The organism is Streptomyces sp. NPDC001744 (assembly GCF_042892575.1).
Classification (GTDB): Bacteria; Actinomycetota; Actinomycetes; order Streptomycetales; family Streptomycetaceae; genus Streptomyces.
This window is the reverse complement of sequence record NZ_JBIAUG010000010.1, coordinates 230,768-244,523: the sequence shown is the minus strand read 5'-3', so window position 1 is coordinate 244,523 and position 13,756 is coordinate 230,768. Positions and strand designations below refer to the sequence as shown.

At 73.4% G+C, this 13,756-nt stretch carries 14 protein-coding genes; 3 read left to right on the top strand and 11 right to left on the bottom strand.

The features are described from left to right. Positions 1 to 117 precede the first annotated feature (117 nt). From ACFYZY_RS15140 to ACFYZY_RS15125, 4 genes are all read right to left on the bottom strand, one after another. Positions 118 to 873 (bottom strand): AIM24 family protein, encoded by a 756-nt coding sequence (locus ACFYZY_RS15140; protein ID WP_388693603.1) that lies wholly within the window; start codon positions 871 to 873, stop codon positions 118 to 120. A 19-nt stretch (positions 874 to 892) separates the two neighbouring features. After that, a complete protein-coding gene (locus tag ACFYZY_RS15135; RefSeq protein ID WP_388693601.1) occupies positions 893 to 1,573 on the bottom strand; it encodes an AIM24 family protein in 681 nt (226 codons plus the stop codon). A gap of 14 nt (positions 1,574 to 1,587) precedes the next feature. Next, on the bottom strand, positions 1,588 to 3,219 hold the full coding sequence (locus tag ACFYZY_RS15130; RefSeq protein WP_388693599.1) for a TerD family protein: 1,632 nt from the start codon (positions 3,217 to 3,219) through the stop codon (positions 1,588 to 1,590). Positions 3,220 to 3,351: 132 nt separating this feature from the next. After that, complete coding sequence (locus tag ACFYZY_RS15125) at positions 3,352 to 3,927, bottom strand: M48 family metallopeptidase (RefSeq protein WP_388693597.1); 576 nt, start codon at positions 3,925 to 3,927, stop codon at positions 3,352 to 3,354. Between the two features lie 272 nt (positions 3,928 to 4,199). Between ACFYZY_RS15125 and ACFYZY_RS15120 the strand changes: the two genes are divergently transcribed. Beyond that, positions 4,200 to 5,339, top strand: a complete 1,140-nt coding sequence (locus tag ACFYZY_RS15120) for a TOMM precursor leader peptide-binding protein (RefSeq protein WP_388693595.1) — start codon at positions 4,200 to 4,202, stop codon at positions 5,337 to 5,339. Positions 5,340 to 5,380: 41 nt separating this feature from the next. Next, on the top strand, positions 5,381 to 6,748 hold the full coding sequence (locus tag ACFYZY_RS15115; RefSeq protein WP_388693593.1) for an ABC1 kinase family protein: 1,368 nt from the start codon (positions 5,381 to 5,383) through the stop codon (positions 6,746 to 6,748). Between the two features lie 131 nt (positions 6,749 to 6,879). Here ACFYZY_RS15115 and ACFYZY_RS15110 read toward each other — a convergent pair whose 3' ends face one another. From ACFYZY_RS15110 to ACFYZY_RS15090, 5 genes are all read right to left on the bottom strand, one after another. Further along, a complete protein-coding gene (locus ACFYZY_RS15110) occupies positions 6,880 to 7,080 on the bottom strand; it encodes a hypothetical protein (protein WP_388693591.1) in 201 nt (66 codons plus the stop codon). Between the two features lie 131 nt (positions 7,081 to 7,211). After that, on the bottom strand, positions 7,212 to 7,535 hold the full coding sequence (locus tag ACFYZY_RS15105; protein WP_388693589.1) for a hypothetical protein: 324 nt from the start codon (positions 7,533 to 7,535) through the stop codon (positions 7,212 to 7,214). Beyond that, positions 7,532 to 7,900: a WhiB family transcriptional regulator gene (locus ACFYZY_RS15100; RefSeq protein WP_388693587.1), complete on the bottom strand. Its 369-nt coding sequence runs from the start codon at positions 7,898 to 7,900 to the stop codon at positions 7,532 to 7,534. The genes ACFYZY_RS15105 and ACFYZY_RS15100 overlap by 4 nt, the downstream gene beginning before the upstream one ends. Positions 7,901 to 8,093: 193 nt before the next feature. Then, positions 8,094 to 8,438, bottom strand: coding sequence for a hypothetical protein (locus tag ACFYZY_RS15095; RefSeq protein WP_388693586.1), 345 nt, complete (start codon positions 8,436 to 8,438; stop codon positions 8,094 to 8,096). Positions 8,439 to 8,610: 172 nt separating this feature from the next. Beyond that, on the bottom strand, positions 8,611 to 10,734 hold the full coding sequence (locus ACFYZY_RS15090) for an ATP-dependent DNA helicase UvrD2 (RefSeq protein ID WP_388693616.1): 2,124 nt from the start codon (positions 10,732 to 10,734) through the stop codon (positions 8,611 to 8,613). Positions 10,735 to 10,969: 235 nt separating this feature from the next. Here ACFYZY_RS15090 and ACFYZY_RS15085 point away from each other — a divergent pair, with 235 nt between their 5' ends. Then, positions 10,970 to 11,212 carry a mycoredoxin gene (locus ACFYZY_RS15085; RefSeq protein ID WP_388693584.1) on the top strand — a complete coding sequence of 81 codons (243 nt, stop codon included), beginning with the start codon at positions 10,970 to 10,972 and terminating at the stop codon, positions 11,210 to 11,212. Positions 11,213 to 11,296: 84 nt separating this feature from the next. Here ACFYZY_RS15085 and nudC read toward each other — a convergent pair whose 3' ends face one another. Together nudC and ACFYZY_RS15075 are read right to left on the bottom strand one after the other, a co-directional pair. Beyond that, positions 11,297 to 12,208, bottom strand: coding sequence for an NAD(+) diphosphatase (gene nudC, locus ACFYZY_RS15080; RefSeq protein WP_388693615.1), 912 nt, complete (start codon positions 12,206 to 12,208; stop codon positions 11,297 to 11,299). Between the two features lie 126 nt (positions 12,209 to 12,334). Next, on the bottom strand, positions 12,335 to 13,753 hold the full coding sequence (locus ACFYZY_RS15075) for a dipeptidase (RefSeq protein WP_388693582.1): 1,419 nt from the start codon (positions 13,751 to 13,753) through the stop codon (positions 12,335 to 12,337). Between the last annotated feature and the right edge of the window lie 3 nt (positions 13,754 to 13,756).

Genomic DNA, 13,756 nt, shown 5'->3' with positions numbered 1-13,756 from the left:
GGCCCGACCGGGGGGGGGCCCGCGGGGGGGGGGCCCGGGGGCCCGGGGGGGGGGGGCCCCGGGGGGGGGGGGGGGGCCGCCGAGGGCGCCCCCCACCCCTCCGTCACCTGCGGCCGGCTAGTTCCAGGCGTTGTTCTGGTTCTGGCCGCGGGCGCCGTGCTGTCCGGCCCCGAACTGGGCGGCGACGCCCTGGCCGATGGCCGCGTGCTGCGGGGGCATGACCTCGCTGGGCTGGACGAGGGCGAAGCCCTGTCCGAGGAAGCTGAGCTCCCAGCCCTCGCCGGTGTCGCCGCGCCGGCGGCGGACGCTGGAGTTGTGCGTCTGCGCCTGCATCTGGACGCGGAGGCCGGTGGACCAGGCGACGATCGCGTCCGCGTCGGCACTGACGTACTTGTCCGGCGTGACCCGCACCATCAGCGGCTGGCCCGAGGTCATCAGGGCGACCTTGCCGCGGCCGGAGATGTTGAGCTGGTACTTGCCGGAGCCGGAGATGCCGTACTGGCTGTCGACGGCGATGACCTCGGTGTGGAGGGTCGAGTCGAGCGCCAGGACGTAGGCGCTGTCGACGGTGAGGCCCTCCTGCTCGACCTCCACGACGTGGACGTACTGGGCGAGGTTGGCGAAGTAGACCGTGCCCTGCCCGGAGCAGCGCATCAGGTCAAGCCCCTCACCGGTGCGGGCGCGGGCCTGGCGCTGGTTGGCGGTCTGGTACTCGCCGTCGAAGTCGATCAGTCCCTGGTACGCGACCATGGCGCCCTTGCGGGCCAGGACGTCGTCCTGGCCGTTCAGGCTGACCCGCAGGAGCTGCGGGTTCTGGACGACGTACCGCTCCTGGCTCTGCTGTTCGGCGTGGTTGAAAAGCGGGCTCTGCATGGTGTGTTCTCGCTCCCCCTCAGCCCCGGGCCCGCAGGCGGTCGGTGCTGTCCTCGCTCGGTTGTACGACGACGATGCCCTGGCCCGAGAAGGCCATCTGGTACGCCTCGCCGCTGCCCCGTCCGATGAGGGAGGACGCCTTGAAGCTGCGCTTGCCCTTGACCTTGAGCGAGGGCGACCAGGCGACGAGGGCGTCGGGATCGACGTAGGTCTCGTCCTCGCCGCGGCCGCAGTCGACGACGATCGGCGTGCCGCGCGAGGTCAGCGCGACCCAGCCGGTGCCGGAGACCGTCACGTTGAACAGCCCCTGCCCGGCGAACTTGGCGAGCCCCTTGACCCGCTCGACACCCCACTGGAGGTGGGCGTCGAAGGCGAGGAGGTTGGTGCCGTTGACCGACAGGGAGTCGTTGTTCAGGTTGATCACGACGACGTCGGCGCCGTAGTCGGCGAGGTAGAGCAGTCCGTCGCCGGCGCACTTCATGATCGGCGTGCCTTCGCCGGTGATCCACTGCTGCGCGTACTGGCGGACGGCCGGCGGGTTGGGCTCGTAGGTGATGAAGCCCTCGTAGGCGACCATCGAGCCGGTCCGGGCGTAGAGGTCCTGACCGGTCGCCATGGCGACCTTGAGCATGGCGCGGCCGTGGTTCTCCATCCGGGCCGCGACGGGGGTCGGGGCGTAGCCCGCGAGTTGCTGGTTCATGGCTTCGGGCTCCCTCAGACCTCGTAGGGCTGGACGACGACGAAGTTGCCGGGGGCGCCCCGGAACTGGAGGTTCACGGTCTCCCCGCTGTGGCCGGGGTAGGCGTTGCGGCGGAGCCGCACCTGGCTGGAGAGGACCACCTGGGAGGCGGACGACCAGGCGACGACGGCGTTGCAGTCGGCGAAGGTGGTCGGCGTGACGGGCAGCACCACGGGGATGCCGCGGGTCTTCACGACGACGGTGCCGCTGCCCTGGAACTGCATGGTGAAGAGGGCACCACCGGGGATGCCGTGGCCCTCGATGCGGCGGACCTCGTACTGCAGGGACTCGTCGAACGCGAGGACGTTCTCGGCGGAGACGCAGATGCCGTCGCCCTGGAGCTCGATCGGGTGCAGGTGGGCGCTCTCCTCGGCGAGGAAGACCTGGCCGCGGCCGGTGCAGCGCATCAGCTGCATCTCCTGGCCGGTGGCGTTGCCGACGATCCGGCCGGCGAAACCCGCGCCCTTGTAGCCGAAGTCGACCTTGCCCTGGTACATGACCATGGAGCCCTGCCGGGCCAGGACGGGCGTGCCGCCCATGGCGAGGTCGACCCGCATGAGCTGCTGGTTCTGCGGGGTCCAGCGGGCGCCGGTGGCGGTCTCCTTGTACGGCGCGAGCGCGGCGGCGAGTCCGGCGCCACCGGCGGGGACGCCCTGCGGGACGCCGCCGGGCTGCTGCCCGTACGCGGGGGGCTGCTGTCCGTACGGGGGCGGTGTCTGGCCCTGTCCGTACGGGGGCGGTGTCTGCCCGTACGGGGGCTGCCCGCCGTGGCCGGCGGGGTACGGGTGGCCCGGGGGCGGGCCGGGCACCTGGCCGTACTGGGGCGGCTGGGGCGGCTGTCCGTACGGCGCGGGGGCCGGGGCGGGCGGCGGCACCGGGGCCGGGGCCAGGGGCGCGACCATCGTGGGCGCCGTGTGGACCGGGGGCGCGGGCGGGGCGGGCGACGGCGGAGCGCCGAACGCGGGAGCCGGAGCGGGCGGGGGAGCCGGGGCCGCGGGAGCGGCGAAGGCCGGGGGCGCCGCGGCCTGCGGCGGCGGGGCGAAGCCGGGGGCGGCCGCCTGCTGCGGGGCGGGCTCCTCCTCGGCGACCTCGCCGCCGAAGTTCCGCAGGAGGGCCTCAAGGCCCCCGTCGAACCCCTGGCCGACGGCGGCGAACCGCCAGACGTCCTTGAGGTAGAAGTCGCCGAGCATCACCGCGCGCTCGGTGGAGAACTCCGCTCCGGTGAACGCGTACCGGGCGACCTCCTCCCCGCCCGCCACGATCCGCAGGTGGCCGGGGCCGACCTGGGACATCTGGCCCGCGCCGTCGATCGTCGCGGTGAAGGACAGCTTGTGGATGTGCGCGGGGACGCGGTCGAGGGTGACGCGGAACGACTCGGTGTCGCCGGCCTGGGCGCCGAGGAGCTGGATGGACTCCTCGGGCGACTTCGGCTGGTTGAAGAACACGAAGTAGCGGTCGTCCGACAGCCGCTCGTCGGCGTCGAGCCCGAAGCAGCTGATGTCGAAAGTCAGTCCGGGCGCCGAGATCTGCACGCCCACGTACAGATCCGTCCCCGCGGTCAGATCACTGATCTTGGCCTTGTGGCCGCGTTGGAATTCCCTGGCCATGCGTAACGACCGTCCCCCATCCCGAATGGCGAATGCTCGCGCCAGGCTAACCGCTGTGTACGACATCGAGACACGCCGAACGGTTTTCGGTACGAAATCGGGAAACCCGCGCACCGGCGCGTGGCGGCTCCGTCACTCCTCGCGAGGGGCCGAAGGGCGCGGAAGCCGCTCGGCGTCGGCCACGCCCTCCAGATAGCCGCGCGCCCGTTCGGTGCGGGGGTACGCCTCCAGAAGCCGCCAGAAGGCGGGGCCGTGTCCGGCGACGAGCAGATGGGCCAGCTCGTGCAGGAGGACGTAGTCGACGACGTGCTCGGGCATGCCCTGGAGCCGGTGGGACAGGCGGATGCTGCCCTCGGAGGGGGTGCAGGAGCCCCAGCGGGTGTTCTGGTTGGTCACCCAGCGGACCGAACGGGGACGGGCCCGGCCGCCGAGGTACTGGTCGGACAGGCGCAGCGCCCGCTCGGTGAGCTCGCGGTCGCCGGGGACGGGCCTGCTCTCCTTCGCGGCCAGTCTGGCCAGCATGATCCCGACCCAGCGCCGTTCCTCCGCCTCCGTCATGCGGGCGGGGATGAGCACGACGGTCCGGTCGCCCTCGCGGTGGGCGGAGACGGACTTCCTCCGCCGCGCGCTCCTGCGGACCTCGACCGCGCCCCCTCCCCCGTCCCCGGGCGGTTCGTCGGTCACGCGGGGCTGGGGATCGGCGGGCATGCCCCGACGTTACCCGCCGGCGGCGGTGGAAGTCCCGCCGGTGGGGTGGTTTCGGGAACGCCCGGTTCACCCTGCTCCGCATTCGAATGACTAATAACCCGGACCTGTGGACAACTTTCGGCGGCTGTCGCGGGGCCGGAGCATTCTCGTCACGGGACGACGGAAAAGCCGTTGCCGATCATGAATGCGGTTCGGGGAACCTTCACTCCGTGGCCCCGGATCACCGGTCACCGGCCGCTGATCACCGCATGGGGACGGACGGGGGCGGGGAAATGCATCCGATGGTGAAACCGGCGCTGCGGAGGGCCTGGCGGAGTCTCCGCTGCGTCCAGTTCGGCGTGACCCCCGCGCACGCGGTGGTGCTCGATCCGGTCGACCCGGCGACCGGTTCGCTGCTCGGGCTGCTCGACGGCACCCGGGGGATCGAACTGCTGCGGTCCGAGGCGAGGGCGCTCGGCCTGCCGGACGGCCGCCTGGAGGCGCTCCTCGGCCGGCTGGAGGCGGCCGGGCTCCTCACGGACGCCACGACCGGGCGGCCCGGGAGGACGGGGCCGGCCGCCGGGGCCGTGGACACGGCCCTCGATCCGCTCCGCGCCGACCTGGCCTCGCTGTCCGTGGTCCACCCCGAACCGGACCGGGCGGCGCGCACCCTCGCGGCCCGGCGCGCCCTGCGCGTCCGGGTCCAGGGCGCCGGACGGGTGGGGGCGACGGTGGCGGCCCTGCTCGCCTCGGCGGGTGTGGGCGTGGTCGAGGTGCTGGACTCGGGCCGGGTCGAACCCTGGGAGACGGCCCCGGGCGGCCTTCCCGCCGAAGCCGCCGGAGAGCGCCGGGCGACCGCGGCCCGGCGCCTGGTCGGCCTCTGGTCACGGGGCACGGTCCGCGAGGGCCGGAAGGGCGACCGGGGCGGCGCCGGGCTCTCCCTCGTCGTGGTGGCGCCGAGGGACGGCCTCGGCGCGTACGTCCCCGATCCGCTCCCGGCCGCGCCGTGGGTCTCCACCGGCACCCCCCATCTGTACGCCGGAGTCGTCGAGGCGACGGGGACGGTCGGACCGCTCGTGCTGCCGGGCGGCACGGCCTGCGCCCGGTGCCTCCAGGAGGAACGGACGGACCGGGAGCCGGTCCGGCCTCGGCTGCTCGCCCAGTGGCGCTCGGGCGCCCCGCATCCGCTGCCGGCCTGCGACGTCGGACTGGCCGCGGCGGTGGCGGGGCTGGCCGCCGCACACGCCCTCGCCTTCCTGGACGGGGACCTGCCGGCGAGCACGGGCACCCGCTGGGAGACGTCGCTGCCGTTCCTGGAGTGGCGGGCGGAGCCGCTGAGACCCCATCCGGCCTGCCCCTGCGGGGCCGCGCGCGGCGGGAAGGGGGAGCGCGTCTCGGCGGCCGGAGGAGCGCACGACACAATGGCGGGGTAACGGCCCTGCGCGGCACGACAGTCTGGGTTTTGGAGGGGCGCATGTCTGATCTTCCCCGGAAGGCGGTCACCCGGACCGCCAAGTTGGCCGCGTTGCCCCTGGGCTTCGCGGGCCGGGCCACCTGGGGCCTGGGCAAACGGATCGGCGGCAGATCCGCGGAACTCGTCGCGCGCGAGCTCCAGCAGCGCACGGCGGAGCAGCTGTTCAAGGTGTTGGGCGAGTTGAAGGGAGGGGCCATGAAGTTCGGCCAGGCCCTGTCCGTCTTCGAGTCGGCCCTCCCCGAGGAGGTCGCCGGTCCCTACCGGGCCGCGCTGACGAAGCTCCAGGACGCCGCGCCGCCGATGCCGACGCGAACGGTGCACGCGGTCCTGGAGGAGCGGCTGGGCGCCGACTGGCGCGAGCTGTTCCTGGAGTTCGAGGACAAGCCGTCGGCGGCGGCCTCCATCGGGCAGGTGCACCGGGCCGTGTGGCACGACGGACGCGAGGTCGCGGTGAAGGTGCAGTACCCGGGAGCCGGGGACGCCCTGCTCTCGGACCTGGCCCAACTGAGCCGGTTCGCCCGCCTGCTGGGGCCGCTGATCCCCGGCATGGACATCAAACCGCTGATCGCCGAGATGCGGGACCGGGTCTCCGAGGAGCTGGACTACGGCCTGGAGGCGGCGGCCCAGCAAAAGCACGCGGAGGAGTTCGCGGACGACCCGGACGTGGTGGTGCCGGCGGTGGTGCACCGGTCGGACCAGGTCCTGGTGACCGAGTGGATGGAGGGCGTCCCCCTCGCGGAGGTGATCACGGACGGCACGGAGGCGCAGCGGAACCGGGCGGGCCAGCTCCTCGCCCGCTTCCTCTTCTCCGGACCGGCACGCACCGGTCTGCTCCACGCCGATCCGCACCCGGGGAACTTCCGGCTGCTGCCCGGCGCCGACGGGGACGGGGACCCGGCGGAATGGCGGCTCGGCGTCCTCGACTTCGGCACCGTGGACCGGCTCCCGGGCGGGCTGCCGGAGACCATCGGCGTCTGCCTGCGGACGGCTCTCGACGGTGACGCCGAGAGGGTCTACGCGCTGCTGCGAGAGGAGGGGTTCGTCAAGGAGTCCGTCTCCCTCGACCCGGACGCGGTTCTGGAGTACCTGCTGCCGATCATCGAACCGGCCGAGGCGGACTCCTTCGTCTTCACCCGTGGCTGGATGCGCGCCCAGGCCGCCCGGATCGCCGATCCCCGCTCCCCCGCCCACCAGTTGGGCAAGCAGTTGAACCTGCCCCCCGCGTACCTGCTGATACACCGGGTGACGCTGAGCACCATCGGGGTCCTCTGCCAGCTCAACGCGACGGTCGGACTGCGGGACGAACTGGAGGAGTGGCTGCCGGGCTTCACACCACGGCGGCCGGATCCGGACCCGGCCGAGGAATAGGCCCCGCACCGGGGGCGTCCCGCACCGCCCGCACGGGGGGGATCCCACACCGGAACGCCCCGCGCCGGGGCCGGCCTTCGGAGCGCGGCCGGTCCCCCGGGCACGGGCGGGACGGCGTGGCGGCGGCCGGGTCACCACCAGGAGGAGTCGAGCCGGGCCTCGATCGCGCGGAGGTGGGCACGGGCGCAGTCCTCGCAGAAGTACACCCGCCGGCCGTCTTCCACCGAGCAGGTCCAGGTCAGCGGCGGGGCGTCGGCGGTCGTTCCGCAGCGCGCACAGGCGAGGGGCTCTTCCGGGGGCAGGGGCTCTTGCGGGGTCCGGGCGTCGTCCACCCCTCCGACGATAGCCCGGCGGGGGCGGGACCGTCCCGGACAACGCCCCGCGGGGGCCGGTCCGTGAGGACCGGCCCCCGCGGGGGCGCCTTCAGGGGCGCGAGACCGTCCGTTCCGGGCGGGCGGCGCCGTCAGTGCATGACGGCCATGGCCAGCGCGCGCCGGGCGCGCAGCGAGACGCGCTCGGCTCGGCGCTGCATGCGCCGGGCGGCGACCAGGCGCAGGGCCTGGCGTTCCGCGTCGACCTCGCGCCGTCGCTCGTTCATATGCGCGCGGGCCAGGGCTTCTGGGATGAGTTGCATTTCACGGGTCCTGTTCTGACGCGCGGTGGGCGCGGCGGCGGGGGAGAAAACCGGGGTCGCGGAGCCTGCGGGCTCGCTGGTGGACGAGGTCATCGGGGCCTGCTTCTGGGGATCGTGCGTGAGGGGGCGGTCGATGGTTCCGAGGGCACTCATGCCGCGACCGGGTTCTTGCGCGGGCGGCCACGCGGCCGCTTGCGGGCGACGACCACGCCCTGGACGAAGAGCTCACCGCCCCAGACGCCCCACGGCTCGCGCCGCTCCTTGGCGCCGGCGAGGCAGGCCGCCACGAGCGGGCAGGTCCGGCAGAGGGACTTGGCGTACTCGACGTCGGCCGGGGACTCGGCGAAGAAGACCTCCGGGTCGTAGGCGCGACAGGGGACGGGGACGCCGAGGTTCTCGATGGCGTCGTCGAGCGCGGTGAGCGTGGTGAGGGGGGTCAAAGCGGGGTCCTCCGTGAGGCCGGGCCGGGAGATCGATGCGGAAGGCGGTACGGACGGGGCGTGCGCTTCGAGTTGCACGGTGTTCTTTCCTCGTCTGGTCGTTCCGGCCTGTTGGCCGGGGTTTCGGCTGGTACCGGGTGGTTCTGTCCCGAGGCACCTTCTCCCCGCCGTCCCGGACGGGGACGGGGTCGTCCCCGTTCGGGGACAAACAGAAGGGCCGCGGATCCCGGGTGGGGTTCCGCGGCCCTGAAGGCGCCTGCCTGATCATGGATCAGGCTGGATCGCTCCAGGGTTCGAGCCCACGGAAGGCCCACATCGTGTGGTGCTGCGTCTGCTGCTGGATGCCGGCACCGGTCGCCGCGAAGCCATAGGCGTTCGCCTTGGCTGCCGCTCCTGCTTCCCGTGCCCTGGTCGGTCGCTCGTCGCGCAGGTCCACCACGGGCCGCAGCTCCACGGCGGACATGCCGAGGAAGGAGAGGCCGGCGAAGGGCAGACCGGTGCCGGTGAACGCCGAGGCGGAGAGGCCGAGCGTGCAGGCGGAGACGACCGAGCGATCGGTCATTTTGGCGGTGCTGACGAAGCTGGCGGTGCTGGTCTGGATGGTGTAGCTGATCACTGGAATCGCCTCCTCTCGGCGTCTCGGAGGGCTCGGGTGCGAGCCGGACCCTCATGTTTATTTGGACAAGTACAGCACGAAGACGGGGCTTCGAAGAAGCCTCCGTTTCCGTGGTTAAGAACCTATGGGGCTTGACGGGGCGGGCGCAAACTATTTTCGCGACGAGTTTCCCTCATGCCTCCCCGCCCTCCGTCCCCCTCTCCCCACCTGCGCAGATGGCCAGGACATCGGCTCCGAAGCGGCCCAGCTTGCGGACGCCGACACCGGAGATCGAGGCGAGTTCCCCGTCCGTGGTGGGGACCCGCTCGGCGATCGCCATCAGGGTCTTCTCGGTGAACACGCAGTAGTCAGGCTGCCCCAGCTCCCTCGCCCGCTCGGCGCGCCAGTCGTGCAGCCGCTCGTACAGACCCTCGTCCATGTCCGAGGGGCACTCCTCGCAACGCATCAGCTTCATCGCGCCCGCCTCGGTGAGGGTCGTGCCGCAGACCCGGCAGCGGACGGGGCCGCGCGGTCCGCGCCGGCGGGTGGCGGTGCCCCGCTCGACGGAGCCCGGGGCGCCGCCGGGGGCCGCGCCCCCGCGGGAGCCCGATCCGGGCCGCAGCCCCGTGAGGAAGCGGCTGGGGCGCCGGGAGGCCCGGCCGCCCGGGGAGCGGGAGAGCGACCAGGAGAGCGTGAGGTGGACCCGGGCGCGGGTGACGCCCACGTACAGCAGGCGCCGCTCCTCCTCGACCTGCTCGTCGGTCCTGGCGTAGGTGATCGGCATCATGCCCTCGGTGAGGCCGACCAGGAAGACGGCGTCCCATTCGAGGCCCTTGGCCGCGTGCAGCGAGGCGAGGGTGACGCCCTGGACGGTCGGGGCGTGCTGGGCGGCGGCCCGCTCGTCGAGTTCGGCGACCAGGTCGGAGAGGGTCGCCCCGGGCCTGGCGCGGGCGCAGTCCTCCGCGAGCCGGACGAGGGCGGCGAGGGACTCCCAGCGGTCGCGGACGGCGCCGGAGCCGGCGGGCGGCTCGGTGGTCCAGCCCTTGGTGGAGAGGACCGCCCTGACCTGTGCGGGCAGGTCCTCGGCGTCGTCGAGGAGGGAGTCGTTGCCCCCGGCGCGGGCCGCGCCGCGCAGGGCGATGCCCGCCTCCCGCACCTCCTGGCGTTCGAAGAAGCGCTCGGCGCCGCGGAGCTGGTAGGGCACCCCGGCGTCGGCGAGGGCCTGCTCGTAGACCTCGGACTGGGCGTTGATCCGGTAGAGGACGGCGATCTCGCCGGCCGGGACGCCCGAGGCGATGAGGTCGCGGATGCGGCGGGCGGTGCCCTCGGCCTCGGTCGGCTCGTCGGCGTACTCCGCGTAGACGGGCTCGGGGCCCGGGTCGCGCTGGGAGATCAGCTCCAGACGGTGCTCGGCGGCCCGGCCGCGGGCCTGGCCGAGCAGTCCGTTGGCGAGGTGGACGACCTGCGGGGTGGAGCGGTAGTCCCGGACCAGTTTGATCACCGTGGCGCCCGGGTGCCGGGTGCGGAAGTTCAGCAGGTGTTCGGGGGTGGCGCCGGTGAAGGAGTAGATGGTCTGGCTCGCGTCGCCGACCACGCAGAGGTCGTCCCGGTCCCCCAGCCACAGGTCGAGCAGCCGCTGCTGGAGCGGTGAGACGTCCTGGTACTCGTCCACCACGAAGTGCTGGTACTGGCGGCGGATCTGGTCCGCGATGTCGTGCCGGTCCTGGAGGATGCCGACGGTGAGCAGCAGCACGTCCTCGAAGTCGATCACCGAGCGGTCGCGCTTGAGCTGCTCGTACATGGCGTAGATCTGGCCGATCTCGGCCGGGTCGCGGGGGGCGTCCCTGAGGGCCTTGGCGACGACGGCCGGGTAGTCGGCGGGGACGGTCTGGGTGACCTTGGCCCACTCGATCTCACCGGTGACGTCCCGCAGCTCGTTCCGGTCGAGCCGGACGCGGCAGCGGGCCGCGGCCTCGGCGACCAGCTGGACCTTCCGCTCCAGGAGCCGGGGCAGCTCGCCACCGACTGCTTTCGGCCAGAAGAACTGGAGCTGGCGGAGGGCGGCGGAGTGGAAGGTGCGGGCCTGGACGCCGCCCGCGCCGAGCTGGCGGAGCCGACCGCGCATCTCGCCCGCGGCGCGGTTGGTGAAGGTGACGGCGAGGACGCTCGAGGGCTGGAGCATGCCCGCCCGCACCCCGTACGCGATCCGGTGGGTGAGGGCCCGCGTCTTGCCCGTGCCGGCTCCCGCCAGCACGCACACCGGGCCGTTCAGGGCGAGGGCGACCTCGCGCTGCTCGGGGTCGAGCCCGTCGAGCACCGCGTCGGCCGTCTCCGGGACCGGTGGGAAAAGAGTGGAGTGCGTTGCTGCTGTCACCCCGCCATGCTGCCAGGTCCCGCGAGGCGGGTGCGGAGGGTTGTCCACAGGCGGGGGCGCCGGTCGTACTGATCCGATGACACGTACGGGCGGAGGGCCGGGAATGGTACGGGCGGGGCGCGCGTTCTCCTTCCCGGACCCGCCAGCTATCGAAGCGACACCAGAGGAGCGCCTGGCCATGCAGGGCACTGTGACGATGTACAGCACCACGTGGTGCGGCTACTGCCGTCGGCTGAAGAGCCAGATGGACCGCGAGGGCATCGCGTACACGGAGATCAACATCGAGCAGGACCCGGACTCGGCGGCGTTCGTCGAGAAGGCCAACGGCGGCAACCAGACCGTGCCGACCGTGCTCTTCCCGGACGGTTCGACCCTGACGAACCCGAGCCTCGCGCAGGTCAAGGAGAAGATCGGCGCCTGAGCCCCCGCCGCCCTTCGGGGTGGCCGGAAAGAGCCCCTGCCGGACCGTGCGTCCGGCAGGGGCTCTCGTCGTGCGCGGGGCGGGTCAGACCGCGCCGCCCGGCTTCGGGAGGGGGCTGCCGTACCAGCGCTCGATGAGGCGGGAGGCGATGGAGATCCCGTACGGGGGCAGGATCTCGCCGGACGCGAAGCCGGCGGCCAGGTCCTCGCGGGAGAACCAGCGGGCCTCGTGGATCTCCTCGCCGTCCACGGAGATCTCGGCGGAGGTGGCGCGGGCGAAGAAGCCCAGCATCAGGCTGGACGGGAACGGCCAGGGCTGGCTGGCGACGTACTCGACCGCGCCGACCGTGACGCCGGCCTCCTCGAAGACCTCGCGGGCCACCGACTGCTCGATGGACTCGCCCGGCTCGACGAAGCCGGCGAGGGTCGAGAAGCGGCCCTCCGGCCAGTGGACCTGGCGGCCGAGCAGGGCCCGGTCCTCCTCGTCCGTCACCAGCATGATCACCGCCGGGTCGGTGCGCGGGTAGTGCTCGGCGCCGCACGCCTGGCAGCGGCGGATGTGGCCGGCCGCCGCGATGACCGTGCGCTCGCCGCAGCGCGAGCAGAAGCGGTGGAGGCGCTGCCAGTTCTCCAGGGCCACGGCGTGCACCATCAGGGCGGCGTCGCGGTCGGAGAGCAGCAGGCCGGCCTCGCGCAGCCCGGCGGGGCGGGCGGACTGGTCCATGCGGCCGGGCAGCGAGTCCTTCTGGAGCGCGAAGTAGGAGACGCCCTCGGTGTCCGTGCCCAGGAAGTAGCGGTGGGTCTCGGTGACCGGGGCCTCGAACGTCGGGGTCATGACGAGTTCGGTGGTGCCGTCGGGCCGGTCGTCGATCAGCGCCTGGCCGCCGGAGACCACGAAGACCCGGGTCGTGGGGTGGCTCCAGGCCGCCGCGAGCCACGCCTCGTCGAGGCGGTGGTGGGCGGCGCGGTCGATGCCGCTCGGGGCGGTGAGCGGGATCGGGCGGTCCGCGGGCGCGTCCCGCCGGGACGGCGCGTGCTCCGCGGCCGGCGCGTTCTCGGGGACCGGCGCGTTCTTCAAGGTGCTCACAGGTTGCTTCCTACTCCCCCGGTTCGGTGGGTGGGTTCAGCGCTCGGCGGCGTGGAGGGCGGCGGGCAGGTCGCCCCAGAGATGAGCGGTCGTCTCGACGCCCTTCATGAGGAGGTCGAGTTCGACCTTCTCGTTCGGGGCGTGCCAGCCGTCGGACGGGACGGAGATGCCGAGGAACAGGACGGGCGCCTCCAGGACGTCCTGGAGGTCGGCGGCCGGGCCCGATCCGCCCTCGCGGGTGTAGCGGACCTCGGCGCCGTCGAAGGCCCGGCTCATCGCCCCGGCCACCGCCCGGAGGGCGGGGTGGCCGAGGGGGGTGAGGCAGGGGCGGGTCGGGGCGCCGAAGACGATCCCGTACCGGATGCCGGCCGGGACGAGTCCGGCGAGCCAGTCCCGGACGGCGCGTTCGATCGCGGCCGGGTCCTGTCCGGCGACGAGCCGGAAGGAGAGCTTGAGGTGGGCGGAGGCGGGGACGATCGTCTTGCCGCCGGGGCCCTGGTAGCCGCCGCCGATGCCGTTGACCTCGGCGGTGGGGCGGGCCCAGACCCGTTCCAGGGTGGAGAAGCCGGCCTCGCCGAGGGTGCCGTGGGACCTGGCCGTGCGCAGCCAGGCCGCCTCGTCGAAGGGCAGCTCGGCGACGAGGGCGCGCTCGGTGTCGGTGAGTTCGGTCACCCCGTCGTAGAAGCCGGGGATCGCCACGCGTTCGTCGGCGTCGTGGAGGGCGGCGACGATCCGGCCGGCGACGGTGGCCGGGTTCGGCACGGCGCCGCCGAAGGAGCCGGAGTGGATGTCCTGGTCGGGTCCGTACAGCTCGATCTCGCAGTCCGCGACCCCGCGCATGCCGGTGCAGACGGTGGGGGTGGTCTCGGACCACATGCCGGTGTCGGAGACGATCACGGCGTCGGCGGCGAGCCGTTCCGCGTGGGCCTCGACCAGCTCGCGGAAGTGCGGGGAGCCGGACTCCTCCTCGCCCTCGATCAGGAGCTTCAGGTTCACGGCGGGGGTCGTGCGGCCGGTGGCGGCGAGGTGGGCGCGGACGCCGAGGGTGTGGAAGAACACCTGCCCCTTGTCGTCGGCGGCCCCCCGCGCGTACATCCGGCCGTCGGCCACGACCGGCTCGAAGGGGTCCGTGTGCCAGCCGTCCTCGCGGGCGGCGGGCTGCACGTCGTGGTGGCCGTAGACGAGGACGGTCGGGGCGTCCGGGTCCCCGGAGGGCCACGCGGCGAAGACGGCGGGGGCGCCGGCCGTCTCCCACACCTCGACCGTGGTGAAGCCGGTCTCCTTCAGGTGGGCGGCGAGCCAGTCGGCGCTGCGCCGCACGTCCCCGGCGTGCTCCGGCAGGGCCGAGACGGAGGGGATGCGCAGCCACTCGGCGAGGTCGTCGAGGAAGGCGGCGCGGTGCCGCTCGATGTACGTGCGTATCGCGTGGACGGCGCTGTCCGGGGTCTCGCTCATGCA